This is a genomic window from Streptomyces sp. NPDC002032, from assembly GCF_042890765.1.
GTDB lineage: Bacteria > Actinomycetota > Actinomycetes > Streptomycetales > Streptomycetaceae > Streptomyces.
The window spans coordinates 1-25938 of the sequence record NZ_JBIASM010000014.1 but is presented as its reverse complement, the minus strand read 5'-3'; the positions used below and the strand labels follow the sequence as shown (position 1 = coordinate 25938).

The window sequence follows — 25938 nt, the reverse complement described above, 5'->3', positions numbered from 1 at the left end:
CGCTCGAAGTGGCCGTCCCGGACTTTTTGTTGCTCCCCGCGCCACTCACTCTGCCGGGGGCGCAGGCCCCGTACCAGCGAATTTCGTCGGGCTGTGCGGAGGACCGACGGTGTTTCACGTGAAACGCCGGCCATGTTTCACGTGAAACAGCAGCCGCGTTTCACGTGAAACGTCCCCGGCTCGTCAGGGCTCGGTCGGGGCCGGACGGGGATGCGGGTGCAGGGTGAGCGGCCAGGCGAGCAGGCCGACGGCGAGCGAGATGGCGTGCCCGAGGTCGGTGAAGGTGCCGCCGGTGAAGAGCGGTACCGCGAAGAAGGCCACGGCCCCGGCCAGGTAGAGCCATCGCCAGGGGCCGGGAAGCCGGTAGGTCAGGACGCCGACCGAGGCCGCGATCCCGTAGCTGACTCCGATGTCCACGACGTGGGTCATGCTGTGCGGCGCCCGGTGGTGCTGGATGGCCATCAGGAGGACCTTCTGGCTGACGAGGGTGGCGACGACGTGGGCGGTCGCGACGATCACGAGCCAGCGCAGGGTGCCGAGCCAGCGCTCGACGGGGGCGTGGAAGACCTCGAAGAGCACGGCGTAGAGCGCGAGCGAGGACGGGTTCTCGATCCAGAAGGCGCTGCTGAACAGAGCGCGTACGGGGTACTTCACGAGCTGGTGGATGTTGCTGCTGTTGCGGTGGAGCAGGACGTGCTCCACCCGGTCGGGCGCGATCACCACGATCAGGCTGGTCACGGCGATGATCAGGAGCCAGAGGTGGGTTCCGGGCGAGGTGCGTATCCACGACCTCATGGGCCTGGACGGCTCCGGCTCCGTGTGCTCGATCATGCACCGATGATGCCGTGAGAAACGGCGCCCCGCCCGGCCGATGGGCCGGGCGGGGCACGGGGTACGGCCGGTGCGGCGGGCCTACTCCTCGCCGGCGAGGGTGAGGCGGCGCAGCTTCTGGCCGGCGTACAGGGTGGCGCCGACGGTGACCACGAGCAGCAGGATCACGGCGGTGGGCAGACCCACGCTGGCGTCCACGTACCCCTGTCCGGCGACCTTCTCGGCCAGGGCCAGCGCCCACTGCTGGACGCTGAGGGTCTTGGCTCCGGAGACCAGGCTGCCGAAGAGGGACTCCCAGATCAGTGCGTAGACCAGGCCGAAAACGACCGCGTGCCGGCTGACGGTGCCCAGCAGCAGGAAGAGCGCGCTGTAGGCGACCGAGGCGACGAGCGCGGCGACGGTGTAGGCGACGGCGATCTGCTGGCCGTTGCCGTTGAGGATGAATCCGGCGATCAGGGTGGGGATGGCCGAGAAGGCCATCGTGACGGCGATCGCCACGATCAGCTTGGTGAGGATGATCGTCGGGCGCTTCACCGGCTTGGAGAGCAGGTAGACGATCGAGCCGTCGTCGATCTCGGGGCCGATGGCTCCGGTGCCGGCGATGACGCCGATCAGCGGGACCATCGTGGCGAGGGCGAAGCCGCCGAGCAGGTCGGCCGCCACCTTGTCGTCCACTCCGGTGAAGGCGCGCACGGCGATGGAGATGACGATCAGCAGGGCGGGCAGCGCGAAGAGGATCAGCGCGCGGCGGCGGCCGAGGAGGGCCCGGTAGGTGAGCCGGGCGACGGTGGGGTTGTACATGGGTGCCAGCTCCTTCAGGCCGCGACGAGGTACGAGAAGACCGACTCGAGGGACTCGTCCGAGGGCGAGACCGTCAGCAGCCGGATGCCGTGCGCGCGGGCGACCCGCGGCAGCAGCTCGGTGAAGCGTCCGAAGTCGACGGCCTGGATGCGCAGGGCGCCTTCCTTGACGTCCACCTCGATGCCGGCCGTGGAGGGGTCGGCGATCAGGGCCGCGGCGAGCGCCCGGTCGTCGGAGGAGCGGACGAGGTAGCGGTGCGGGCGGTCCGTCATCAGGCGGCGGATCTTGCGGAAGTCGCCGGAGGCGGCGTGCCGGCCGGCGACGACCACCTCGATGTGGGAGGCGAGCTGCTCGACCTCCTCCAGGATGTGGGAGGAGAACAGCACGGTGCGGCCCTCGTCGCCCATCCGCCGCAGCAGGTCCATCAGCTGCATGCGCTGGCGCGGGTCCATGCCGTTGAAGGGCTCGTCGAGGAGCAGCACGGACGGCTCGTGGACCAGCGCGGAGGCCATCTTGACGCGCTGGCGCATGCCCTTGGAGTAGGTGGAGATCTTGCGGTCCTGGGCGTACTCCATCTCGACGGTGGCGAGCGCCCGCTGGGCGGCCGCGTCGTCGAGCCCGTGGAGCTCGGCGTTGGCGACGACGAACTCCCGGCCGGTGAGGAAGTCGTACATGGCCTCCCGCTCGGGGACGACGCCGACCTGCCGGTAGACCTGCTCGTTGCGCCAGATCGGCGCGCCGTCGAGGGTCACCGTGCCCGTGGAGGGGGCGAGGAAGCCGCCCATCATGTTGATGAGGGTGGACTTGCCGGCACCGTTGGGGCCGAGCAGGCCGGTGACTCCGGGACCGATCCGCATGGTCACGTCGTTGACCGCGACGACGTTCCCGAACCAGCGGGAGGTGTGGTCGATGTCGATGATGGTCACAGACCGGCCTTCCGGTAGCGGGCCATCAGGGCGGCGTACGAGCCGACGATGAGGCCGAGGGCGACGAGCAGGTAGACGACGCCGACGCCGGCGGAGGGGCCCTCACCACCGGGGAAGGCGGAGGTCGCGCCGAGGAAGGCGGTCTGCACGCCGTCGATCAGGGTGACGGGGGAGAACAGGCCCATCCACTCGATGGCCCCGGTGTGGCCGGTGCCGTAGGCGACGCCCTGGACGGCCGTGACGGCGCCGAACGGGATGAGGAGCAGACCGATGACGGCGGCGACGCCGAACCCGCGGCGCGGGGTGAGCGCGGCCATCACCAGGCCGAGGCCCGCGAAGAGCAGCGACAGCAGCAGTACCGACACCAGTCCCTGCCCGAATCCCTTGGTCTGGTCGGCGAAGTCGAACTTCGCCAGCAGCGAGCCGATCCACATGATCAGCAGTGGCGTGGCGGTGAGGATGAAGAGGGCCGAGGCCATCGCCGCGTACTTGGCGAGGACGTAGTCGACCCGCTCGATGGGCCGCGAGAAGTACAGCGGCACGGTCTTGAAGCGCAGGTCCCGGGAGACCGACTGGGGTGCCTGGGACGCGAGGTAGAGCCCGATGATCACCTGGGTGGTCAGGGCGTACGTCGTGTACTTGATCGGCAGATCGGTGGAGCCGGGGACGGCGATCGCCACCGCGACGATGATCAGCGCGGGCACGCACATCACCGCGAAGAGGATCATCGGCAGCACCTTGGACTTGGCGGAGCGGCCGAGTCCGTACGCGCCCCGGAGGGACTGCGAGAAGAGGGAGGTGCGGGCGTAGGCGCGGCCGAGGCGCGGGCCGTCGTAGGACCGGTAGCCGATGTTGTGGATCTGGGTCGAGGTGTCAGGCGCCATCGGAACCGGCTCCCTTCTGCTGGGTCTGGAACTGCGGGACGGGCGGGGCGGGCGGGGCGGCGTGCACGGCCTGCGCGGCCTGCACGGCCTGCGCGGCCTGCGCGGCCCGGTCGCTGTCGCGGAAGACCTCCGCGATGTGGTGGCGGCGCTGCTCCATGCGGACCAGGCCGATCCCGAGGTCGGCGACGGTGTCGCGGACCACGTCGTACGTGTCCTCGCCGGAGGCCTCCACCAGAAGGATGTGGCCGGCTCCGGGCAGCCCCTGCTCCTCGCCCGCGTGCAGGGTGATGCCCGCCGCGGTGAGCGCGCGGCGCAGGGCGGCGGTGCCGTCCGGGTGCGTGTCGGAGTCGGTGACCTCGATCGCCAGCGTGGTGGTGGTCTGGGTGAAGTCGCTGGTGGAGCTGGAGCGCAGCAGCTTCCCGCCGTCGACGACGACCACGTGGTCGCAGGTCCGCTCCAGCTCTCCGAGGAGGTGGGAGGTGACCAGGACGGAGATGCCGAAGTCGGTGTGGATACGGCGGATCAGGCCGAGCATCTCGTCGCGGCCGACCGGGTCGAGGCCGTTGGTCGGCTCGTCGAGGAGCACCAGCTGCGGGTCGTGGACGAGCGCCTGGGCCAGCTTGACGCGCTGCTTCATACCGGTGGAGTAGCCGCCGATGGGGCGGTAGCGCTCCTCGTACAGCCCGACGTGGCGCAGGGTGTCGGCGGTCCGCTCGCGGGCGGCGGTCGGCGGCAGCCCGGACATGCGCGCCATGTGGACGACGAACTCCGTGGCGGAGACGTCGGGCGGCAGGCAGTCGTGCTCGGGCATGTAGCCGACGCGCTCACGGATGGCGCCGCCGTGCGTGGCGACGTCGAGTCCGAGCACGGCGGCACGGCCCTCGGTGGCGGGGGACAGTCCCAGCAGGATTTTGATCAGCGTGGACTTGCCGGCTCCGTTGGCGCCCACGAGGCCGGTCACTCCGGGCCCGATGTCCAGGGAGAGCCGGTCGAGGGCGGTCACTCGGGGGTACCGCTTGCTCAGGCTTTCGGTCGCGATGACAGTCACGCGAACGACGTTAGTGCCGCCCGGGGCGCGGGTCGTCAGACCTGGAGCGGGATCGCTTGTCCGCCTTGAGGACTACGGACCTTGCCGGAAGGCTGACGGAACGGGGGGCGGAACACGGACGGAAGGCCGAAATCGGCCCGGCGTGAAAGCGCCGCGTTCGTCCACAGGTCCGTGCACGACCCTTGACGTGATCTCCGGTCATTGTCACATTCATCAGTGGCAAGTTACGGGCGCGTACGGCTACAGGGACGGACGGCTGGCATGGCTGGGCACACCAAGCAACGCACCGCGCACGACCGTGGGCGGCTCTCCGCCGAGCTGCGCGGCTTCCGGGAGGTCCAGCGCCTGGCCTACGAGTGCGCCGAGACGGTGGCGGCGCAGCTCCGGCCCGGCGTGACCGAGCGCGAGGCGGCGCGGATGCAGCGCGACTGGCTGCGCGAGCGCGGTGTGCGGGACTGGTTCCACCTGCCGTTCGCCTGGTTCGGGGACCGCACCGCCTTCGCGAACTTCAAGATCCCCCTCCAGTTCTTCCCGACGGGGCGGCGGCTGGAGCCGGGCATGCCCTTCATCCTCGACATGGCCCCCGTCCACCGGGGGTACGCGGCCGACATCGGATACTCAGGCAGCCTCGGCCTCCATCCGGTGCAGGACCGGCTGATGTCCGACCTGCGGCCGCACCGCGACCTGATCCTGGAGCAGGTCCGCGAGCGCCGCCCGCTGCGCGAGATCTACGAGAACGTCGAGCGGCTGATGACCCGCCAGGGGTACGCGAACCGGCACCGGGCCTATCCCTTCGGCGTGATCGCGCACAAAATTGACCGGGTCCGGGAGCGGCGCTGGTCCCCGACCGCGTTCGGTTTCGGCACCCAGTCCCTCAAGGGGCTGGCCGCGGACGCCCTGCACGGGCACCGCGAGGGCTGGTCCCCGTTGTGGAGTCCCTACCACTTCTCCGACCACCCGCCGCAGCCCGGCCTGTGGGCGGTTGAGCCGCACCTGGGCTTCCGGGGCACCGGCGCGAAGTTCGAGGAGATCCTCGTGGTCACCGATTCCGCGGATCCCGCGGAAAGCGCTTTCTGGCTGGACGACGACCTGCCGCACGTGCGGCGCTGGGCTGAGGAGAAGGCGGCATGAGCGAGATGAGCAGCGGTACGGCACTGGCGGGGGCGCGCGAGCGCTGGGTGAGCACCGGCGGCATCGAACTGTGCGTCGCCGAGCTCGGGGAGACGGACCGGCCGACGGTGGTGCTGGTCCACGGCTACCCCGACAGCAAGGAGGTCTGGTCCGAGGTCGCCGAGCGGCTCGCGGCCCGGTTCCATGTGGTCCTGTACGACGTGCGCGGCCACGGGCGCTCCTCGGCGCCCCGCCCGCTGCGCGGGGGCTTCACCCTGGAGAAGCTGACGGACGACTTCCTGGCGGTGGCCGACGCGGTCAGTCCCGACCGCCCGGTGCACCTGGTCGGCCACGACTGGGGGTCCGTCCAGGGCTGGGAGTTCGCGACGGTCGCCCGGACCGAGGGGCGGATCGCCTCCTTCACCTCCATGTCCGGCCCCTCCCTGGACCACTTCGGGCACTGGATCAAGAAGCGGATGACCCGGCCCACCCCGCGCCGGGCCGCCCAGCTGCTGAACCAGGCCGTGAAGTCCTGGTACGTCTACATGCTGCACACCCCGGCGCTCCCGGAGCTGGCCTGGCGCGGACCGCTCGGCAAGCGGTGGCCGAAGCTGATCCAGCGGGCGGAGAACTTCCCGGACAGCTCCTACCCGACCGGCTCGGTCGCCGAGGACGCGGCCCACGGAGCCTGGCTCTACCGCGACAACGTCCGGCCCCGCATGCGCAGGCCCCGCACCGACGCGTACGCGCACGTCCCGGTGCAGCTGATCGTTCCCACCGGGGACGGGTTCCTGTCCGAGCGGCTCTACGACGACACCGGGCTGTGGGCCCCGGACCTGGTGCGGCGGACCCTGCCCGCGCGGCACTGGATCCCCCGCACCCGGCCGGACCAGGTGGCCGCGTGGATCGCCGAGTTCGTGACCGCCCGGGAGGAGCCGGCGGCTCGCGCGCCGCGGCAGCAGGCGCCCGGCCGGTACGCGGACCGGTTCGGCGGGCAGCTGGTGCTGGTCACCGGCGCCGCCAGCGGCATCGGGCGAGCCACCGCCTTCGCGTTCGCCGAGGCCGGGGCCCGGGTCGTGGCCGTGGACCGGGACGCGGAGGGCGCGGCGCGCACGGCCGAGATGGCCAGGCTCGTGGGCGCCGCCGAGGCCTGGGGCGAGTGCGTGGACGTCAGTGACGAGCAGGCGATGGAGAAGCTCGCGGCGAAGGTCGCCGCCGAGTACGGGATCGTCGACGTCCTGGTGAACAACGCGGGCATCGGACTGTCGGGCGCGTTCCTGGAGACGACCGCCGAGGACTGGCGCAAGGTCCTCGACGTCAACCTCTGGGGCGTCATCCACGGGTGCCGGATCTTCGGGAAGCAGATGGCGGAGCGCGGCCAGGGCGGCCACATCGTCAACACCGCCTCCGCCGCCGCCTACCTGCCCTCCAAGACGCTGCCCGCCTACAGCACCTCCAAGGCGGCGGTGCTGATGCTGAGCGAGTGCCTGCGCGCGGAGCTGGCCGGTCGGCAGATCGGCGTCTCGGCGATCTGCCCGGGCATCGTCAACACCAACATCACCGCCACCTCCCGGTTCGCCGGGGTGGACGCGGCCGAGGAGAAGCGCCGCCAGGAGCGTTCCTCCCGGCTGTACGGGCTGCGCAACTTCCCGCCGGAGAAGGTCGCCGACGCGATCCTGACCGCGGTGGTGAAGAACCAGGCCGTCGTGCCCGTGACCCCGGAGTCCAAGGGCGCGCTGTGGATGTCCCGCTTCGCCCCGCGCACGCTGCGACGGTTCGCGAAGCTGGAGCCCCGGCTGTGAACACGGGACCGGCGGGACCGCAGCCGGCCTGACGCGCCACGGCCCCGGACTCGCCGGGCGGGCACGACGTTCGCTGCCCGGCCACCGCCGGGCAGCGGCCAAGGGCCTGCTGCCGACGTGGAGAGAGCCGGGCGCGGCCATACCCCGCTCCTTCCGGCGGTCGTACCATCCCTCGCAGGAGGGCTCGCTGCGCAGGGCGGTCGAGTACCTGGCGGCGTCACCTGCCGCCCGGGCCGCGGCGGGCGCCGTCGGCCGAGCCGCCATGTCGTAGGGAGCCGGGATTGTCCGATCAGGCGGTAGCCGAGTACCGGATCGAGGATCTGGCCCACCACAGCGGGGCGACGGTGCGCACGATCCGGGCGTACCAGGACCGCGGGCTGCTGCCGAAGCCGGAGCGCCGCGGCCGGTCCAACGTCTATCGGGACACGCATCTGGCGCGGCTGCGGCAGATCGCCGACCTGCTGGACCGCGGCTACACCCTCGCCTCCATCAAGGAGTTGCTGGAGGCCTGGGACGCGGGGCGCGGGCTGGGCGGCGTACTCGGTCTGGTGGCCGAGGTGCACGGACCGTGGACCGACGAGGAGGCGGCCCGGATCAGCCGGGCCGACCTCAACGAGCGTTTCGGCGGCCGGCCCGACGACGACGCCGTCGACGAGGCGTGCGAGCTGGGGGTACTGGAGCGGATCGCCGGGCGGCCGGACGAGTTCCTGGTGCCCTCCCCGCAGGAGCTGGCGGTCGCGGCTGAGCTGTACGCGGCCGGGGTGCCGCTGCCGGCGATCACCGGGCACCTGCGCGAACTGCGCGGGCAGGTGGAGCACATCGCCTCCAGGTTCCTGGAGTTCACCACGGAGCACGTGTTCGCCCGCTACCTCGGGCAGGTGCCGCCGACCGACGCGGACGCGGCGGAGGCGGCGACGATGGTGCGCAGACTGCGGCCGCTGGCCCAGCAGACGGTGGACGCGGAGCTGGCCCGGGCGATGCGGCTGTTCGCGACGCGGCACCTCCAGCGCCACCTGGGAGCCGCCGGCGGGGCTCAGCCCTCGGGGCCCGCGCCGGTGGCGTTGCCCGCGGAGACGGTGCGGGCGGTGCAGGAACTGGTGGGACCGGAACATGTGGCGGAATTCGTACGGGCCGCGACGGAGCGGGAGCTCCAGGCCCGGACCATGAACGATCTGGTCAGCAGGGGCGGCCGATAGTGCTCGATCAGTAGTCCACAGGGCGAATCACACGCTTGCCGCTGAAATCCACCGAAACGGCTGTGGACAACTCGGCCTTGCCTGTGGGGAACGGGGATCAAACCTCAGACGAGGGCCTCGAAAGAGGGGCCGGTGCGGGGGATATCGGCCACCGGGACCTCGAGCACCGTCGGCTCCGGCTCCGTCCCGGTCCCCGTCCCCTGTACGTCGGCACCGGAACCGGTGTCGCCCTCGCGACCGTAGAGCAGCCTGGCCAGCGCCAGCCCGAGGACCCCGCCGACCAGCTGGGCGGCGACGAAGCCGGGCAGGGACTGCGGCGCGATCCCGGTGAAGGAGTCGCTGAAGGCGCGTCCGACCGTCCCCGCGGGGTTGGCGAACGAGCCGGAGGAGGTGAACCAGATCGCGGCGGCGATGTACGCGGCGACGGCGGCCGGGATCAGCCGGGACCGGCCGATGCGGCCGAGCCCCTGGATGACCAGCACCAGTCCGGCGGTCGCCACGATCTCCCCGATCAGCAGGTGGCCGCCGTCGCGCACCTGGGTGGAGAAGGTGCCCGGGGTGCGGCCGAACATCGTCTCCGCGAGGACGGCCCCGCCGATGGCGCCGGCGGTCTGCGCGGTCGCGTAGGCGAGGGCCTCACGGACGTCGAGTCCCTCGCCGCCGGAGCGCCGCGCCCACCACGCCGTCAGGGTGACGACCGGGTTGAGGTGGGCTCCGGACAGCGGACCGAACAAGGTGATGATCAGACCGAGGCCGATGGCGGAGGCGAGTGAGTTGGCCACGAGCGCCACACCCGTGTCGGAACTGAGTGACGCCGCCTGGATGCCGGAGCCGATCACCACCACGAGCAGGCTCGCGGTGCCGATGAGTTCGGCAGTCACACGACGTAGCAGTGAAGCCTTGTTTGTCACGGTTTCTCCCTCTGGGCAGCAGTTCAGCGGAAAATGTATTCCGTATCTTGGAAACGCGATAGAGGGAGTCCGTGGCCGAGGGAGCCGCGAAAAATGGCTGATACTCACCCGTCCGACCCGACAAGCTGGGGTCATGGACGACAGACGCACCGTGAAGGTGTCCACATACGTCTCGAAACATCTGCGGCATCAGCCGGAACGCATCGGGCTGGTGCTCGATCCCGGGGGATGGGTGGAGATCGACGATCTCCTGCGCGCCGCGGCCTCCCACGGATTCCCCTTCAGCCGGGCCGAGCTCGACCACGTGGTCGCCACCAACGACAAGCAGCGCTTCGCCGTCGAAGGCACCCGCATCAGGGCCAGCCAGGGACACACCGTGGCGGTGGACCTGGACCTGCCGGAGGCCGAACCGCCCGCGTACCTCTACCACGGCACCGTCCCCGCCGCCCTGGCCGCCATCCGCACCGAGGGCCTGCGCCCCATGGCCCGCCACCACGTCCACCTCTCGCCCGACCGCGAGACGGCGGCCCGGGTCGGCGCGCGCCGGGGCCGGCCGGTGGTCCTGGCGGTGGACGCGGGCGGGATGCGCACGGCCGGGCACGTGTTCCGGATCAGCGCCAACGGGGTGTGGCTCGCCGAGTCCGTACCGCCGCGGTTCCTGCGGTTCCCCTGATCCGCCGCGCGCGGAATTCACGGGAGGACTGTCGGATCATCCCCCTACTCTGTTCTCGTTCCGGGATCAGTGAGGGGGGAACCTCGCGATCACCGACCATCCCTGTGATCACGCGAGGTGACACCCCATGACGTCCGTCTCCCCGGCCGAAGCCGAGGTCAACAACTTCCAGGTCGACCTGCGCGGTCTCGTCGACCTGCTCTCGCACCACCTCTATTCCAGCCCGCGCGTCTACGTCCGCGAGCTGCTGCAGAACGCCGTCGACGCCGTCACCGCCCGCCACGCCCACGAGCCCGGCGCACAGGTCCGCATCCGCCTGTCGGCCTCCGCCGGCCGCGTCACCATCGAGGACTCCGGCATCGGCCTGACCGCCGCCGAGGCCCACTCCCTCCTCGCCACCATCGGCCGCAGCTCCAAGCGCGGCGGACAGCACGGCCTGGAGACCACCCGCCAGGAGTTCCTCGGCCAGTTCGGCATCGGCCTGCTCGCCTGCTTCGTCGTCGCCCGGCAGATCCGGGTCGTCACCCGCTCCGCCCGCGACCCGCTGGCCGTGCCCGTGGAGTGGCTCGCCACCGACGACGGCTCCTACACCGTGCGCGAACTGCCGCACGAGGCCCGCACCGAGCCCGGCACCACCGTCCACCTGGAGGCCCGCGCGGGCGCCGAGGAGTGGACCGAGCCGGCTCGGGTCGAACGGCTCGCCCGTGACTACGGCTCCCTCCTGCCCTACGAGATCACCTTCGACGACGGCCTCGGCGGCGAACCGCGCCCCGTCACCGACCGGCCCGCCGTGTGGGACCGGCCCTTCCCCACCCCGGCCGCCCGCCGCGTCGCGCTCGCCGGCCACTGCGCGTCCCTGTTCGGCTTCACCCCGCTCGACAGCATCGACCTCGACCTGCCGGTCGCGGGAGTGCGCGGAGTCGCGTACGTCCTGCCCGAACCGACCAGCCCCGCCCATCGGGCCGGACACCGCGTCCACCTCAAGGGCATGCTGCTCACCGACCAGGCCGACAACCTGCTCCCCGACTGGGCCTTCTTCGTCCGCGCCGTCCTCGACACCGACACCCTGCGGCCCACGGCCTCCCGCGAGAACCTCTACGACGACGAGACCCTGGCAGCCGTCCGCGAAGCCCTCGGCGCCCGCGTCAGGAGCTGGCTGGCCGAACTCGCGGCGAGCGAACCCGACCGTCTAGCCGCCTTCCTGAGCGTCCACCACCTCGGGGTGAAGTCGCTGGCCCGGCACGATGCCGAACTGCTCGGGCTGATGCTTCCCTGGCTGCCGTTCGAGACCTCCGACGGCTCCATGAGCCTGGAGGAGTTCGCGGCCGCCCACACCGACATCCACTTCACGCGCACCGTGGAGGAGTTCCGCCAGATCGCCCCGATCGCGGCGGCCCACGGCCTCGGCGTCATCAACGCCGGATACACCTACGACGCCGACCTGCTGGCCCTGCTGCCCTCCGTACGCCCGGACCTCAACGTCGCCGAACTCGACGCCGGAGCCGTCACCGAGCGCCTCGACCCCGTACCCACCGACGTCGAACTGGCCCTCGCCTCCTTCCTGTCCACCGCCCGCACCCGCCTGGAACCCCAAAGCTGCGACGTCGTGCTGCGCGCCTTCCAGCCCGTGGCCGTCCCCGCCCTCTACCTCGACGACCGCCAGGCCCGCCAGGAACGCGACCGGACCGCCGCCCTGGAGAGCACCGACTCCCTGTGGAGCGGCATCCTCGGCTCGCTGCGCGGCTCCGGACCGCGCGCCCGCCTGGTCCTCAACCACAACAACCCGCTGATCAGGCGGATCGCCGCGTTGCCCGATCCCACGCTGGCCGGCACGGCGACCGAATCGCTCTACGGACAGGCCCTGCTGATGTCCCAACGGCCGCTGCGCCCGGCGGACTCCACCCTGCTCAACCGGGCCTTCCTCGGGCTCCTGGAATGGGCGACCCACTCCACCCCGGCCCAGGAGGGCGACAAGTGAGCACCCTGACCAGCGAAGAGATCCGCCACGCCCTCCACCAGAACCGCGGACTCCCCTACGGCGCCGCCCGCAACGCGCAGGCCGAGGCCCTCACGGCGGCCGCCGAGGTCAGCGGCGATCCCGCCCTGTTCCGCCAGGCCCTGGTCGGCCAGATCGACGCCTACGAGTACAGCGCCGAACGCACCCGCATGGTCGTCCCGTTCGCCCGCCTGCTCCAGGAGTACGACCGCGACCCGGGGGCCTTCGACGCATCCGAGGCCCACTCCCTGTTCTGGCGCTTCAAGTGGGTCGCCGGCCGGATCGTCGAATCCCCCGAGATCCCCGTCGAAACCGTCACCCACTGGCTCGACGACATGGAACGCCGCTACCGGATCGCCGGGTACAGCGAACGCGCCGTGCGCCAGTCCGAGTACTACCTGGCCCACGCCACCGGCGACCGCGAGCGGGCCGAACGGGCCGTCGAGCGCTGGCGGGCCGCGGACCGCGACGCCATGAGCGACTGCCACGCCTGCGAGACCCACACCCAGGGCTGGTTCTGGTCCGACCGGGGCGAGGACGCCCGGGCGATCGAGATCTGGGAACCCGTCCTGAGCGGACAGCAGACCTGCATGGAGGAACCGCACCGGGTCCTCGCCCGCGCCCTGCTCCCCCTCGTCCGCCTCGGCCGCACCGCCGAAGCCCGCTCCCACCATCTGCGCGGCTACCGTCTGGCCCGGGGCAAGGAGAGCCTGCTGCGCTCCATCGGCGAGCACATCGAGTTCTGCGCCCTGACCGGCAACGAGGCCCGTGGCCTGGAGATCCTCTCCGAGCACGCGGCGCTCCTCGGCTCGCTCGCGGACGCCGACGCGCAGCGGGACTTCTTCGGCGGCGTCCTCGTCCTGCTGGGGCGGCTGAAGCGGCTCGGACACGGCGCCGACCCGTGCGTCCCCTACGAGGGCTCCGCGCGCACCGTCGACGAGCTGTACGGGATCCTCCTCGGCCAGGCCCTCGCCGTCGCGGCGCGCTTCGACGCCCGCAACCGCACCACCCGGGTCTCGGACGAGCTGCGCGAGCGGATCGCACGCGAGCCGCTGACCGACGCGCTCCCGCTGGGCGTGCGCAGCGCCACGCTGCCCCGGCCGTCGGCCGCCGCAGTGCCCGCAGTGCCGGTGGCGGCTCCGGCAGCCCCGGCACGCCCGGCCGCCTCTGCCGTCGGCCTTCCCGACCTGGTGGCACGGGCCCGCGCCGCCCGCGACACGGGCCACCCGGGGGCGGACGCCCTGTGGGCCGAGGTCTCCGTACGGACCTCCGCGCTGCCGCCGGCGGAGACGGACCCGCTGCTCGCCGCCGACCTGGCCGACCAGCAGGCCCTGACCGCCGCGCGGGCGGGGGCGAAGGACGCCGCGGCGCTGCTGGCCGGCGTCCGCGACGGGTACCGGGCGCTGGGCCGGGAGGAACGCGCGGCGCTCGCCGAACTGCGGCTGGCGACGGCGGCCGCCCAGGCGGGGGAGGAGCCGGGGCGGATCCGGGAACTGCTGGCGGCCGGACTGCGGGCCGCCGAGTCGCTGGACACGGCCGAACCGCTGCGTGCGCGCCGGATCGCCCTCGCGGAACTGTCCACGATCCGCGTGGAGTCCTACCTCCGCTCGGTCGACGCCGCGCCCACCCGCGACCACGGCGACGCCGCGCACGATCATGCGGAGGAGCACGGCCACGAGGTGCTGGTGGCGGAGCTCACCGCGTTCGTCGCCTCCTACGGCCCGACCCTGCCCGACCTCGCCGCCGAGGCCGAGGAGATGCTGGGCCGGCTGGCGCTCTCCCGCGGCGACACCGACGGGGCCCTGCTCCTGCTGGCGTCCGCCGCGGACCGGGCGGTCACGGCGGCCCGGCCCTGGGAGGCGGTGGACCCGCTCGTCCTGCGGGCCGGGGTGCTGATGTCCCTGAAGCGGCCCGAGGAGGCCGAGCAGGCGGCCCGGTCCGCCCTGGAGCACGCGGCCGAGGTGACCGACGCCGAACAGCAGGCCGTCGTACGGATCACCCTCGCGGACGTCCTGCTGCGCCGGGACGCGGCGGACGAGGCCGCCGAGCACGCGCTGACGGCGGCCCACTGGTTCGACCAGGCCGGCCTGACCGCGGACGGCGGGGCCCAGGCCCGGCTGCTGCTGGCCCGGGCCCACGCGCGGGAGGGCCGGACCGCCGACGCGGCGGAGGTGCTCCAGTCCACGCTGCCCGACCTGCTGGAACACGGCGAGGGACAGGCCGTCTCCGCCCGGGACTTCCTGGGCAACCTGCTGCGGGACCTGCGCGAGTCGCGGGCGGCGGCGGAGCAGTTCCTGCTCGCGGCGGAACTGGTCAAGGACTGGGAGGACCCGCGGCCACAGGCGTCCTTCGCCCAGGCCGCCGCCGACTGCCTGTCCGACGCCGGGCTGGCCGAGGAGGCCGTCGCCGCCTACGAGCGCGCCCTGGAACTGCGCCGGCTGACGGGGGAGTCCGTGATCTCCGAGGTCCGGATCCTGCGCTCGCTGGCCTGGCTGGGGCTGCGCCAGGAGGCCACCGAAGCCACCGTCGCCGCTGCCCGGACCCGGATGGACGAGGCGGCCCGCGTACTGGAGGCGGCCCTGGCCGACGAGCCCCGGGATCCGGAGCTGCGCGCCGAGCTGGCGCAGACCTGGCACCAGCTGGCGCAGGTGCTGGACCGGCGGGTGGACGCCGCGCTCCCCGACGACGGCAGCGACCCCGCCCCGGGCAGGACGCCGGGCGCGGCCGGGATCGAGGCGCTGCGGCTGGAGGAGGTGCTGCTCTGGGAGCGGGCGGCCTCGCTCTACGCCGGACTCGGGGCGGAGTACCTCCAGGACCGCTTCCAGTGCCTGAACAACGCCGCCTGGACCGAGCAGGAACTGGGGCGCCCGGCAGCGGGCGCCGCCCGGATCTCCGCGCTGATCGAGGAGGTCGAGGCACTGCCCGAGGGGACGGGCCCCGAGTGGCTGCTGCCGCAGGCCCGGCGGCTCGTCACGAGCCTGACCGGGTGAGCGCCTGACGGGGTGAGCATCCGGCCGGGTGGCCGCCTGACGGGGTGAGTGTCCGGCCGGGTGAGCGTCGGGCCGGGTGAGCATCCGGCCGGGTGAGCATCCGGCCGGCTCCCGGCCGTGGTCCCGAGGAGGCCTGTTCCTCGGGACCACGGCCGGCAGGCCGGACCCGGCCCCTCAGGCGCCGAGCTGGGCGAGCGCCTCGGTGGCGATCCGCTCGAAGACGGCTTCGTCCGCGGCGAAGTCGGAGTCCGGGATCGGTGCGTGGATGACGATCTCGGTGAAGCCGAGCTCCCGGTGACGCCCCGCGAAGTCGACGAACGCGTCCACGGACTCCAGCAGGGTGCTGCGCTCGGGGGTGAAGCCCGTCAGCAGGACCTTCTCGATGGAACCGGACTCGCGCCCGATCTCCGCCAGGGCCTTGTCCAGCTTCCCGATCTGGCCGCGCAGGGCCTCCAGCGACTCATCGGGCGTGCCCTCGAAGACCTTCGGGTCACCGGCGGTCACCCAGGCCTGGCCGTGGCTCGCGGCGAGCTTGACCCCGCGCGGGCCGGTGGCGGCCACCGCGAAGGGCAGCCGCGGGCGCTGGACACAGCCGGGGATGTTGCGGGCTTCCTGGGCGGAGTAGTAGGTGCCGTGGTGGGTGACGGCATCCTCGGTGAGCAGCCGGTCCAGCAGCGGCACGAACTCCGCGAAGCGGTCGGCGCGCTCGCGCGGGGTCCACTGCTCCTGGCCGAGCGCCACCGCGTCGAAGCCGTTGCCGCCCGCGCCGATGCCGAGGGTGATGCGCCCGCGGGACATGTCGTCCAGCGTCATGAGGTCCTTGGCCAGCGTCACCGGGTGGCGGAAGTTCGGCGAGGTGACCAGGGTGCCGAGCCGGAGCCGGTCGGTGACGGCGGCAGCGGCGGTCAGGGTGGGCACCGCCGCGTACCAGGGGCCGTCGCGGAAGGTCCGCCAGGTGAGGTGGTCGTAGGTGTAGGCGGTGTGGAACCCGAGCCGCTCGGCCCGCTCCCACTGGGCGCGGCCGCCCTCGTGCCAGGGGCGGACCGGGAGGATCACTGTGCTCAGACGCAGACTCATGCGTTCGAGCCTACGACCGCATCCGCGCCAACCGCACATTGCGCACCAGGGGCCCCGCCGTGGGCCGAACGGCCGTGTTTCACGTGAAACATCGCGCCCGGACCTGGTCACACGGCGCGGTTTCACGTGAAACATCTCGGCCCGAGCTGGTCGGGGCGCGGGAGCCGATGGGCGAAGATGGGACGGTGACCTCGGCTCCCCAGCGCCCGGACGGGCCCACCCCCGCACCCCGGCTCATCGCCACCGATCTCGACGGCACCCTGCTGCGCGACGACAAATCCGTCTCGCTCCGCACGGTCGCCGCGCTCGCCGCAGCCGAGGAGGCCGGGATCGAGGTCTTCTTCGTCACCGGCCGCCCGGCCCGCTGGATGGACGTGGTCAGCGATCACGTCCACGGCCACGGCCTGGCGATCTGCGCGAACGGCGCCGCCGTCGTCGACCTGCACGCGGGCCGGGAGTTCGTGGAGGTCCGCGCGCTGCCCCGGGCCACCGCGCTCACGGTGGTGGAAACCCTGCGGAAGGCCGCCCCCGGCACCTCCTTCGCGGTCGAGCGGACCACCGGCATCCACTACGAGCCGGCCTACCCGCCCTTCTTCCAGGACCCGGGCGCCACCGTCGCCACCGCCGAGAAGCTGCTGCAGGAGGAGCCCGAGGACACGGCGCCCGTACTGAAGCTGCTCGCCCACCACCCCGAACTGACCCCGGACGAGTTCCTCGCCCTGGCCCGCTCGGCGGCCGGGGCCTACGCCTCGATCACCCGCTCCAGCCCGACCGCCCTGCTGGAGATCAGCGGGCTCGGCGTGTCCAAGGCGAGCACCCTGGAGCGCTGCTGCGCCGAGCGCGGCATCACCCCCGCCGAGGTCGTCGCCTTCGGGGACATGCCGAACGACATCGAGATGCTCCGCTGGGCGGGGACCTCGTACGCGATGGGCAACGCCCATCCCGATGTGATCGCGGCGGCCTCGGGCCGTACGGTCGCCAACAACGAGGACGGGGTGGCCGTGGTCATCGAGCACATCCTCGCCGACCACACCGCGGCGGGCCGCCCCGAAGCTCCGTAAGCGGTCCGGCACCCGCGCATCCCGCGGGGTTCCGGCGGGAGCCGGCGGGATGCCGGCCTAGAGCGGGGCCTCCCACACCAAGGTGGTCCCGCCGCCGTCCTCGCCGAGGCCGGGTCCGTAATGGCTCGTGCCGCCCAGCGACTCTGCCCTGCGGCGCAGGTTCCGCAGGCCGCTGCGCCGGCCGCCCTCCGGGATGCCCACGCCGTCGTCGGCGACCTCCAGCCGGACCCCGGGCCGGCCGTCGGCCAGGGTGATGGTGGAGTCGAGCACCACCTCGATGCGGGACGCCTCCGCGTGCCGGAAGGCGTTCGACAGGGCCTCACGCAGAGCGGCGATCAGGTTCTTGCCCACCAGTTCGCCGACGACGGCGTCGATCGGGCCCAGGAAACGGTGCGCGGGCTTGAAGCCCAGCGGCACGGCCGCCATGTTGATCTCCCGCAGCACCCGGGTGCGCAGCCCCGAGGGCGCCTCGGCCGGGCCCTGCTGGAGCGCGAAGATCGCGGTGCGGATCTCCTGGATGGTCACGTCCAGTTCGTCCACGGCCTTGCCGACCCCGTCGCGGACCTCGGGGACGATGGACCGGCGCTGGGCGCCCTCCAGCATCATCCCGGTGGCGAACAGCCGCTGGATCACCAGGTCGTGCAGATCGCGGGCGATCCGGTCCCGGTCCTCGAACACCGCGAGCCGCTCCCGGTCGCGCTGCGCCTCGGCCATCATCAGGGCGAGGGCCGCCTGGGAGGCGAACTGCGTGGCCAGGGTCCGCTCGGCCTCGCTGAACGGCCGCTTGCCCCGGGCCCGCGGGGTGACCAGGGCTCCCAGCACCCGGCCGCCGCTGTGCAGCGGCAGCATCATGCAGGGCCCGTACTGGCTGGTCAGACGGCTGATCATGCGTGGATCGCTGGCGGCGTCCGCCACGAACACCGGCTCGCCCCGCAGCAGCTTGTCCACGATGGGGCTCTCGGCGGGGACCACCATGCCGAGCGAGGTGGCCGGGTTCTCGGCCGAGACGGCGACGATCTCCATCCCGCCCTCCTCGGCGGGCAGCATCACGATCCCGGCGGCCGAGTCGGCCAGCCGCCGGGCCTGTTCGGCCACCACCGCGAGGGCGTCGTCCGCGTCCCCGCCGGACAGCAGGGCGGTGGTGACGGCCACCGACCCGTCGATCCACCTCTCGCGCTGGGTGGCGGCCTCGTACAGCCGGGCGTTGCCGATGGCGATGCCCGCCTCGGTGGCCAGCACCCGAACCATGTGGACGTCGTAGTCGTTGAACTCGCCTCCGCCGTTCTTCTCGGCGAGGTAGAGGTTGCCGAAGATCTCCCCCTGCACCCGGATCGGCACGCCGAGGAAGGTCTTCATGGGCGGGTGGTGCGCGGGGAAGCCGGACGACCTCGGATCCTTCGTCAGATCGGCGAGGTGCACCGTGTCGGGATGGGAGATCAGCGCGCCGAGCAGGCCCCGCTTCCCGTCCGGGCGGTGACCGATCTTCCGGGCCTGCTCGGCGCTGACGCCGAAGGTGACGAAGTCCGAAAGGCCCCGTCCCTCGGTGTCGACGACGCCGATCGCCGCGTAGCGGGCGTCCGCGAGCTCGGCGGCGGTCTCGCAGATGCGGTCGAGCGTGGAGTGCAGTTCGAGCCCGGTACCGACCGAGCGCATGGCCTCCAGCAGCTGCGGCACCCGAGCGGTCAGCTCGGTGGACAGCCCCTGGAGGCTCCGGGTGGCACGGGTCGCGGCCTCCAGCGGGTCCGGTGTTTCCCGTGTGGGATCCGGCGATTCCTCAGACTCCTGCACTGACATGCCCTTGAGACTAGTTAGTCCGCTTTAGGAGGGAAAGTCAGCATGGTGGAACTCGGCCAGGGTCCCGTCCGCCTCCCGCTCCCGGTCCAGGAGCCCGCGCAACGGTCCCTCGACCGCCGCCAGCTCCGCGTACGGACCCCGCTGGACGACCGCGCCGCGGTCCAGTACGAGCACCTCGTCCACCGCTTCCAGCCCGGCGAGCCGGTGCGTGATCAGTACGGTCGTGCGCCCCTCGGTGGCCGCCAGCAGGTCCGCCGTCAGCGCGTCCGCGGTGGCCAGGTCCAGGTGCTCGGCCGGCTCGTCCAGCACCAGCACCGGGAAGTCCGCGAGCAGGGCCCGCGCCAGGGCCAGCCGCTGGCGCTGACCGCCCGAGATCCGCTCCCCGTGTTCACCGACGAGGGTGTCCAGCCCGTCCGGCAGCCCGTCCGCCCACTCCAGCAGCCGGGCCGAGGCGAGCGCCGCACGCAGCTGTTCCTCGCTCGCCTCCGGCCGGGCCAGCCGTAGGTTCTCCCGCACCGAGCTGTCGAAGAGGTGCGCGTCCTGGGCGCACAGGCCCACGACACGGCGTACGTCATCGCCGTCGAGGGTCTGCGCGTCGGTCCCGCCCAGGGCGTAGGCGCCTTCGGCCGGGTCCAGGAACCGCAGCAGGACCTGGGCGAGGGTGGTCTTCCCCGAACCCGAGGGCCCGACGACCGCGATGCGCCGGCCGGCTTCCAGCGTCAGGTCCAGCCCCCGCAGCGCGTCCCGCTCCTGGCCCGGGTGACGGGCGGCCAGCCCGGTCAGCCGCAGCGGGAAGGGCGAGGCCGGCAGCGTGCCCGGCTCGGCCGGTTCGGTGACCGGCACGGGAGCGTCGATCACCTCGTGGACCCGCTCGGCGCTACGCCGGACCCGCTGGCGGTACTGGACGGCCAGCGGCAGCCCGCTGACCGCCTCGAAGGCCGCGAGCGGAGTCAGCACGACCACCGCCATGGCCACCCCGGACAGCCGTCCGGAGGCGACGGCGTCCGCACCCGCCAGCGCCGCGCACACCACGGTGAGCCCGCACACCAGCGCCGACAGCCCGCCGCCGAGCCCGGTGGCGGCGGCCCCGCGCGAGGCGATCCGGGTCAGCACCCCGTCGCTCTCCCGGGCCCGCGCCTTCCGGTCGGCGAGGGCCCCGGCCACGGTCAGTTCGGCGGTGCCGGTCAGCAGATCGGCCACCCGGGTGGCGAGCTCGCCCCGCGCGGGCGCCAGCCGCCGCTCGGCGGTCCGCGCACACGCCCCGCTGACGAGCGGCACCCCGACTCCGGCCAGCAGCAGCCCCACCGCCAGGGCGGCCCCGGCCCCGGGCAGCAGCCAGGCGGTGAAGGCCACCGACCCGGTGCCGACGAGCACCGCGGTACCCACCGGCAGCAGCCAGCGCAGCCAGTAGTCCTGCAAGGCATCGGCGTCGGCCACCAGCCGGGACAGCAGGTCCCCGCGCCGCTGCTCGCGCAGCCCGGCCGGCGCGATCCGCTCCAGCCGCCGGTACACCGACACCCGCAGGTCGGCGAGCATCCGCAGGACCGCGTCGTGCGACACGATCCGCTCGGCGTACCGGAAGACGGCCCGCCCGATGCCGAAGGCCCGCGTGGCCGTGACGGCCACCATCAGGTAGAGGACCGGAGGCTGCTGCGAAGCCCTGGAGATCAGCCACCCCGACACCGCCATCAGCCCGACGCTGCAACCGACGGCCAGCGCCCCCAGCAGCAGCCCCAGCCGGAACCGGCCCCGCCACGCCGACGCCACCGCCCGCACCCGCCGCAAGGGATCGCCGCCACCGGTGTCGGCGCCGCCGCTGACCGACTCACGCTCGGGCGCCGCTCCGAGGACCCACTCCCCGGGGACGGCCACCGCCGCCGGCCGCTGCGGAGCGCCCTCGGGCGCCGGGCCGGGGGCCACGGGCAGGAATGCGGCGCCCTCACCCACCCGGACCACCCGGTCGGCCACGGCCAGCAGCGCCGGCCGGTGCACCACCAGCAGTACGGTCCGGCCCACCGCGAGGCGGCGTACGGCCTCCACCACGGCGGCCTCGGTCTCCCCGTCCAGAGCAGCCGTCGGCTCGTCCAGCAGGAGCACCGGCCGGTCCGCGAGGAACGCCCGGGCCAGGGCAAGGCGCTGGCGCTGACCGGCCGACAGGCCCACCCCGCCCTCACCGAGCGGGGTCCGCGCGCCGTTCGGCAGGGCGGATACGAACTCCCAGGCCCCGGCGTCGCGCAGTGCCGCTTCCACAGCCTCCTCGGACGCCCCGGGACGGGCCAGTCGGACGTTCTCCGCGATGGTTCCCGCGAAGAGGTGCGGACGCTGCGGTACCCAGGCCACCCGCTCGCGCCACTGCTCCGGGGACAGCCCTGCCAGATCGGCGTCCCCGATCCGCACCCGCCCGGAGGCCGGCGCCACGAAGCCCAGCAACACGCCCAGCAGCGTGGACTTGCCCGCCCCGCTGGGTCCGGTGAGGGCCACGCACTCGCCCGGCCCGACGGTGAACGACACGGGCCCGGGCGAACTCGTGCTCCGCCCCTCGTACCGGACCTCGACCTCCTCGAACGTGATCCGCTGGGCGCCGGCCGGCACGGCCGCCCCGGCGCCGGTCGGGGGCGACGGGGTCTCGAGGACCTCGAAGATCTCCTCGGCGGCCGCCAGCCCTTCGGCGGCCGCGTGGTACTGCGCTCCCACCTGGCGCAGCGGCAGGTACGCCTCCGGCGCCAGGACCAGGATGACCAGGCCGGTGTACAGGTCGAGTTCCCCGTGCACGAGCCGCATGCCGATGGTCACCGCGACGAGGGCGACCGAGAGGGTGGCGAGCAGCTCCAGCGCGAACGAGGAGAGGAAGGCGATGCGCAGCGTGCGCATCGTGGCCTGGCGGTAGTCGTCGGTGATCTTCCGGATGGACTCGGCCTGGGCCTTGGCCCGGCCGAACACCTTGAGCGTCGGCAGCCCCTCCACCACATCCAGGAAGTGCCCCGACAGCCGTGACAGCAGGCTCCACTGGCGGTCCATCCGGCTCTGGGTGGCCATGCCGATGAGGATCATGAACAGCGGGATCAGCGGCAGCGTGACCACGATGATGGCCGCCGACACCCAGTCCTCGGTGACGATGCGGGCCAGGACGGCCACCGGTACCACCACGGCGAGCCCGAGCTGGGGCAGGTAGCGGGAGAAGTAGTCGTCGAGGGCGTCCACGCCCCGGGTCGCCAGGGCCACCAGCGAGCCGGTGCTCCGGCCGCTCAGCCAGCCCGGCCCCAGGTCGGCCGCCCGATCCAGCAGCCGGCCCCGCAGTTCCGACTTGACCGCCGCGCTGGCCCGGTGCGCGGCCAGTTCCGTCAGCCAGGCCACCAGCGCCCGTCCCAGGGCCACCGCCGCGAGCAGCAGCAGGGGGGTCCGCAGCGCGCCGCCGTCGAGCCCCTTCTCGAAGGCGCCCACCACGATCTCGGCGATGAGCATCGCCTGACCGACCACGAGCCCCGCTCCGGCGAGCCCCAGGGCCACCACCGCCGCGAGGAAGAGGCGGGTGGAACGGGCGTACCGCAGCAGGCGCGGGTCGATCGGTTTCACGTGAAACATCCCCTCGGCAGGGTCGGACAGGAGGTCCGGTCCGGGCGGCGGCCGTCCGGACCGGACGCCGCGCGGACCGCGCGGGCTCAGTGCGCGTCGGAGATGTGCTGCGTGCCGATGCGCTTGCGGAACACCCAGTACGTCCAGCCCTGGTAGAGCATGACGAGCGGCGTGGCCACGGCCGCGCACCAGGTCATGATCTTCAGCGTGTAGGGGGTCGACGAGGCGTTGGTGACCGTGAGGCTCCAGGCGTCGTCCAGCGAGGACGGCATGACGTTCGGGAACAGCGTCAGGAAGAGCATCGCGACGGCCGCCGCGATGGTCACGCCCGACAGGGCGAACGACCAGCCCTCCCGGCCGACGAGGTTGAAGCCGAGGGCCGCGATCAGCGCCGCCACGGCGACGGCCATCGCGATCAAGCTCCATCCGTCACCGCGCGAGAGCTGGGTCCAGATCAGGAAGACCAGGGCCAGTACGGCCGTCACCACGCCCAGCCGGGTCGCCAGCGCGCGCGAGCGGTCCCGGATGTCCCCGACGGTCTTCAGCGAGGTGAAGACCGCTCCGTGGAAGGTGAAGAGGGTGAGGGTGACCAGGCCGCCGAGGATCGAGTAGACGTTGAGCAGGTCGAAGAAGGTACCGACGTACTCCATGTCCTTGTCGATCTTCACCCCCCGGACGATGTTGGCGAAGGCCACACCCCACAGGAACGCGGGGATCAGCGAGGTCCAGAAGATCGCGTGTTCCCAGTTGCTCTGCCACTTGTCCTCGGGCCGCTTGTGGCGGTACTCGAAGGCGACGCCCCGGATGATGAGGCAGACCAGGATGATCAGCAGCGGCAGGTAGAAGCCGGAGAAGAGGGTGGCGTACCACTCGGGGAAGGCGGCGAAGGTGGCGCCGCCGGCCGTGAGCAGCCAGACCTCGTTGCCGTCCCAGACCGGCCCGATCGTGTTGATCAGGACCCGCTTCTCGCGGCGGTCCCGGGCGAGCAGCTTGGTCAGGACGCCGACTCCGAAGTCGAAGCCCTCCAGGAAGAAGTAGCCGGTCCACAGGACCGCGATGAGTACGAACCAGACGTCGTGGAGTTGCATGGTGCGGTCTCCTCAGCCTCAGTACGAGAAGGCCATCGGCCGGTCGGGGTTCTTGTCGTCCCCGCCGATCTTGGTGGGCGGGTTGAGGTCGTCCTCGGTGAGCTCGGGAGGACCTGCCTTCACGTACTTCACCAGGAGCTTGACCTCGATCACGGCAAGCGCGGCGTAGAGCGAGGTGAAGCCGATCATCGAGGTGAGCACCTCGCCCTGCGTCACGCCCGGCGAAACCGCGTCGCGGGTGCGCAGGACGCCGTAGACCACCCACGGCTGACGGCCCATCTCGGTGAAGATCCAGCCCCAGGAACTGGCGATGAGCGGGAAGCACATCGTCCAGAGCGCGACGACCCAGTAGAGGTGGGAGAACCGGGGGCTCAGCGCCTTCCGGAAGAGGACCAGGTGCGGGACCTCGTCCTCACCGGTGCGCAGGGCCGGCGGCAGCAGGAAGCGCTTGCGGGTCAGCCAGAGACCCAGCATGCCGACGCCGAGGGAGGCCATCCCGAAGCCGATCATCCACCGGAAGCCCCAGTAGGCGACGGGGATGTTGGGCCGGTAGTCGCCGGGGCCGAACTTCTCCTGCTCGGCCTTGTTGACGTCGTTGATGCCGGGGACGAAGGAGCTGAAGTTGCTGTCGGCCAGGAAGGAGAGCAGGCCGGGGACCTCGATCGCGACCTTGTTGTGGCCCTTGTCGACGTCGCCGTAGGCGAAGACGGAGAAGGGAGCGGGGGCCTCGCCGTCCCAGAGGGCCTCGGCGGCGGCCATCTTCATCGGCTGCTGCTTGAACATCACCTTGCCGAGCAGGTCACCGCTGATGGCGGTGCCCAGCCCCGCGATGATCATGACGACCAGGCCGAGCCGCAGGGAGGTGCGCATCACGGGGACGTGCTTCTTGCGTGCCAGGTGGAAGGCCGCGATGCCGACCATGAACGCGCCGCCGACCAGGAAGGCGGCCGTGAAGGTGTGGAAGAACTGGGTGAGCGCGGTGTCCTGGGTCAGAACGCGCCAGAAGTCGGTGAGCTCGGCCCGGCCGCGCTCCTCGTTGATCCGGTAGCCGACCGGGTGCTGCATCCAGGAGTTCGCCGCGAGGATGAAGTACGCGGACAGGACGGTACCGATCGACACCATCCATATGCAGGCCAGGTGGATCTTCTTCGGCAGCTTGTCCCAGCCGAAGATCCACAGGCCGATGAAGGTGGACTCGAAGAAGAAGGCGATCAGGGCCTCGAAGGCGAGCGGGGCGCCGAAGATGTCGCCGACGAAGCGCGAGTAGTCCGACCAGTTCATGCCGAACTGGAATTCCTGGACGATGCCCGTGACCACGCCCATCGCGATGTTGATCAGGAAGAGCTTGCCCCAGAACTTCGTCGCCTTGAGGTACTTCTCCTTCTCGCTCCGCACCCAGGCGGTCTGCAAGATCGCGACCAGCGCGGCGAGCGAGATCGTGAGGGGTACGAACAGGAAGTGGTAGACGGTGGTGATGCCGAATTGCCATCGCGCCAGAGTCTCTGGCGCCAGAGCTAGGTCCACGTCCTCGTCTCCTTCGTAGCCGGGGTCACAGCGGCCGTTTGCCGAGCACATCCCGCCCAATCCCGGAGGAAGCGGGACACGCTTGTGAACGCGTTCACATTCACAAGCATTATGGCGCACCCTTCTCGGCGACTTTCAGCCGGGGGTCCCCTAGCCAAGACATTCAACAGATTGTTGAATCTGCGCTATGAAGATTCGATTCTCCTGGCCCGCCGGCCATCTCACGGCGACCCTCGAAGACACTCCGACGAGCAAGGCCCTGGCCGCCGCGCTCCCGATCTCCGCGTCCGCCAACACCTGGGGCGAAGAGGTCTACTTCGACACCGGCGTCTCCGTGGCGCTGGAGAGCGACGCCCGCCAGGTCGTCGACCCGGGCACGGTCGCGTTCTGGACCGAGGGGAACGCGCTCGCGCTGCCCTACGGCCCGACCCCCATCTCGCGCGGGGGCGAGAGCCGCCTGGCGAGCCCGTGCAACGTCCTCGGCTCGTTCGACGGCGACCCCCGCCTGCTGGCCACCGTCCGCGACGGCGACCCCATCCGCGTGGAACTGGCCTAGGCCCTAGGGCGTGTCCGCAATGTCATTTCGGCAGCCAGAGTTGTAGGCAGGCGAGGGTGACGAGGGCGTTGTAGTGGCGGGCTCGTTTGTCGTAGCG

At 72.2% G+C, this 25938-nt stretch carries 19 protein-coding genes and 1 pseudogene; 9 read left to right on the top strand and 11 right to left on the bottom strand.

Annotation, left to right across the window (positions count from 1 at the left end; all coding sequences use genetic code 11):
• Positions 1 to 183: 183 nt before the first annotated feature.
• The 5 genes from ACFYYT_RS27215 to ACFYYT_RS27195 form a co-directional block, all read right to left on the bottom strand.
• On the bottom strand, positions 184 to 831 hold the full coding sequence (locus ACFYYT_RS27215) for a rhomboid-like protein (protein WP_351823208.1): 648 nt from the start codon (positions 829 to 831) through the stop codon (positions 184 to 186).
• An 81-nt stretch (positions 832 to 912) separates the two neighbouring features.
• Positions 913 to 1632: an ABC transporter permease subunit gene (locus tag ACFYYT_RS27210; RefSeq protein WP_351823211.1), complete on the bottom strand. Its 720-nt coding sequence runs from the start codon at positions 1630 to 1632 to the stop codon at positions 913 to 915.
• 14 nt (positions 1633 to 1646) lie between these two features.
• On the bottom strand, positions 1647 to 2558 hold the full coding sequence (locus ACFYYT_RS27205) for an ABC transporter ATP-binding protein (protein ID WP_351823214.1): 912 nt from the start codon (positions 2556 to 2558) through the stop codon (positions 1647 to 1649).
• A complete protein-coding gene (locus tag ACFYYT_RS27200; RefSeq protein ID WP_351823217.1) occupies positions 2555 to 3442 on the bottom strand; it encodes an ABC transporter permease in 888 nt (295 codons plus the stop codon). The genes ACFYYT_RS27205 and ACFYYT_RS27200 overlap by 4 nt, the downstream gene beginning before the upstream one ends.
• Positions 3432 to 4490 carry an ABC transporter ATP-binding protein gene (locus ACFYYT_RS27195; RefSeq protein ID WP_351823220.1) on the bottom strand — a complete coding sequence of 353 codons (1059 nt, stop codon included), beginning with the start codon at positions 4488 to 4490 and terminating at the stop codon, positions 3432 to 3434. Before ACFYYT_RS27195 ends, ACFYYT_RS27200 begins: the two co-directional genes overlap by 11 nt.
• A gap of 261 nt (positions 4491 to 4751) precedes the next feature.
• Here ACFYYT_RS27195 and ACFYYT_RS27190 point away from each other — a divergent pair, with 261 nt between their 5' ends.
• From ACFYYT_RS27190 to ACFYYT_RS27175, 4 genes and pseudogenes are all read left to right on the top strand, one after another.
• Entirely contained in the window at positions 4752 to 5621 is an 870-nt protein-coding gene (locus tag ACFYYT_RS27190; protein WP_351823223.1) for a M24 family metallopeptidase, read from the top strand.
• A complete protein-coding gene (locus tag ACFYYT_RS27185) occupies positions 5618 to 7402 on the top strand; it encodes an SDR family oxidoreductase (RefSeq protein WP_351823226.1) in 1785 nt (594 codons plus the stop codon). The genes ACFYYT_RS27190 and ACFYYT_RS27185 overlap by 4 nt, the downstream gene beginning before the upstream one ends.
• 19 nt (positions 7403 to 7421) lie before the next feature.
• Positions 7422 to 7673 (top strand): annotated as a pseudogene (locus ACFYYT_RS27180) (metal-dependent hydrolase); the annotation flags it as partial.
• Positions 7674 to 7683: 10 nt separating this feature from the next.
• Positions 7684 to 8598, top strand: coding sequence for a MerR family transcriptional regulator (locus ACFYYT_RS27175; RefSeq protein WP_351823229.1), 915 nt, complete (start codon positions 7684 to 7686; stop codon positions 8596 to 8598).
• 104 nt (positions 8599 to 8702) lie between these two features.
• Here ACFYYT_RS27175 and ACFYYT_RS27170 read toward each other — a convergent pair whose 3' ends face one another.
• Positions 8703 to 9509, bottom strand: coding sequence for an MIP/aquaporin family protein (locus ACFYYT_RS27170; RefSeq protein ID WP_351823232.1), 807 nt, complete (start codon positions 9507 to 9509; stop codon positions 8703 to 8705).
• A 133-nt stretch (positions 9510 to 9642) separates the two neighbouring features.
• Between ACFYYT_RS27170 and ACFYYT_RS27165 the strand changes: the two genes are divergently transcribed.
• The 3 genes from ACFYYT_RS27165 (at position 9643) to ACFYYT_RS27155 (ending at position 15168) form a co-directional block, all read left to right on the top strand.
• Positions 9643 to 10182, top strand: a complete 540-nt coding sequence (locus ACFYYT_RS27165) for an RNA 2'-phosphotransferase (protein ID WP_351823234.1) — start codon at positions 9643 to 9645, stop codon at positions 10180 to 10182.
• Positions 10183 to 10309: 127 nt separating this feature from the next.
• Positions 10310 to 12160 (top strand): HSP90 family protein, encoded by a 1851-nt coding sequence (locus ACFYYT_RS27160; protein WP_351823237.1) that lies wholly within the window; start codon positions 10310 to 10312, stop codon positions 12158 to 12160.
• Complete coding sequence (locus tag ACFYYT_RS27155; RefSeq protein ID WP_351823239.1) at positions 12157 to 15168, top strand: tetratricopeptide repeat protein; 3012 nt, start codon at positions 12157 to 12159, stop codon at positions 15166 to 15168. Before ACFYYT_RS27160 ends, ACFYYT_RS27155 begins: the two co-directional genes overlap by 4 nt.
• Positions 15169 to 15342: 174 nt before the next feature.
• On the opposite strand, the gene ACFYYT_RS27150 is transcribed toward ACFYYT_RS27155, so the two are convergent.
• Positions 15343 to 16245, bottom strand: a complete 903-nt coding sequence (locus tag ACFYYT_RS27150) for an LLM class flavin-dependent oxidoreductase (RefSeq protein ID WP_351823242.1) — start codon at positions 16243 to 16245, stop codon at positions 15343 to 15345.
• Between the two features lie 167 nt (positions 16246 to 16412).
• Here ACFYYT_RS27150 and ACFYYT_RS27145 point away from each other — a divergent pair, with 167 nt between their 5' ends.
• Positions 16413 to 17306 carry a Cof-type HAD-IIB family hydrolase gene (locus ACFYYT_RS27145; RefSeq protein WP_351823245.1) on the top strand — a complete coding sequence of 298 codons (894 nt, stop codon included), beginning with the start codon at positions 16413 to 16415 and terminating at the stop codon, positions 17304 to 17306.
• Positions 17307 to 17363: 57 nt separating this feature from the next.
• Here ACFYYT_RS27145 and ACFYYT_RS27140 read toward each other — a convergent pair whose 3' ends face one another.
• The 4 genes from ACFYYT_RS27140 to ACFYYT_RS27125 form a co-directional block, all read right to left on the bottom strand.
• Positions 17364 to 19100 (bottom strand): GAF domain-containing protein, encoded by a 1737-nt coding sequence (locus ACFYYT_RS27140; RefSeq protein WP_351823248.1) that lies wholly within the window; start codon positions 19098 to 19100, stop codon positions 17364 to 17366.
• Between the two features lie 24 nt (positions 19101 to 19124).
• On the bottom strand, positions 19125 to 22673 hold the full coding sequence (gene cydD / locus ACFYYT_RS27135) for a thiol reductant ABC exporter subunit CydD (protein WP_351823251.1): 3549 nt from the start codon (positions 22671 to 22673) through the stop codon (positions 19125 to 19127).
• An 86-nt stretch (positions 22674 to 22759) separates the two neighbouring features.
• Positions 22760 to 23761: a cytochrome d ubiquinol oxidase subunit II gene (gene cydB / locus ACFYYT_RS27130; RefSeq protein ID WP_351823254.1), complete on the bottom strand. Its 1002-nt coding sequence runs from the start codon at positions 23759 to 23761 to the stop codon at positions 22760 to 22762.
• An 18-nt stretch (positions 23762 to 23779) separates the two neighbouring features.
• Positions 23780 to 25285 carry a cytochrome ubiquinol oxidase subunit I gene (locus ACFYYT_RS27125; protein WP_351823257.1) on the bottom strand — a complete coding sequence of 502 codons (1506 nt, stop codon included), beginning with the start codon at positions 25283 to 25285 and terminating at the stop codon, positions 23780 to 23782.
• A gap of 187 nt (positions 25286 to 25472) precedes the next feature.
• On the opposite strand from ACFYYT_RS27125, the gene ACFYYT_RS27120 reads away from it, so the two are divergent.
• Positions 25473 to 25841, top strand: coding sequence for a cyclophilin-like fold protein (locus ACFYYT_RS27120; RefSeq protein ID WP_351823260.1), 369 nt, complete (start codon positions 25473 to 25475; stop codon positions 25839 to 25841).
• Positions 25842 to 25938: the final 97 nt, after the last annotated feature.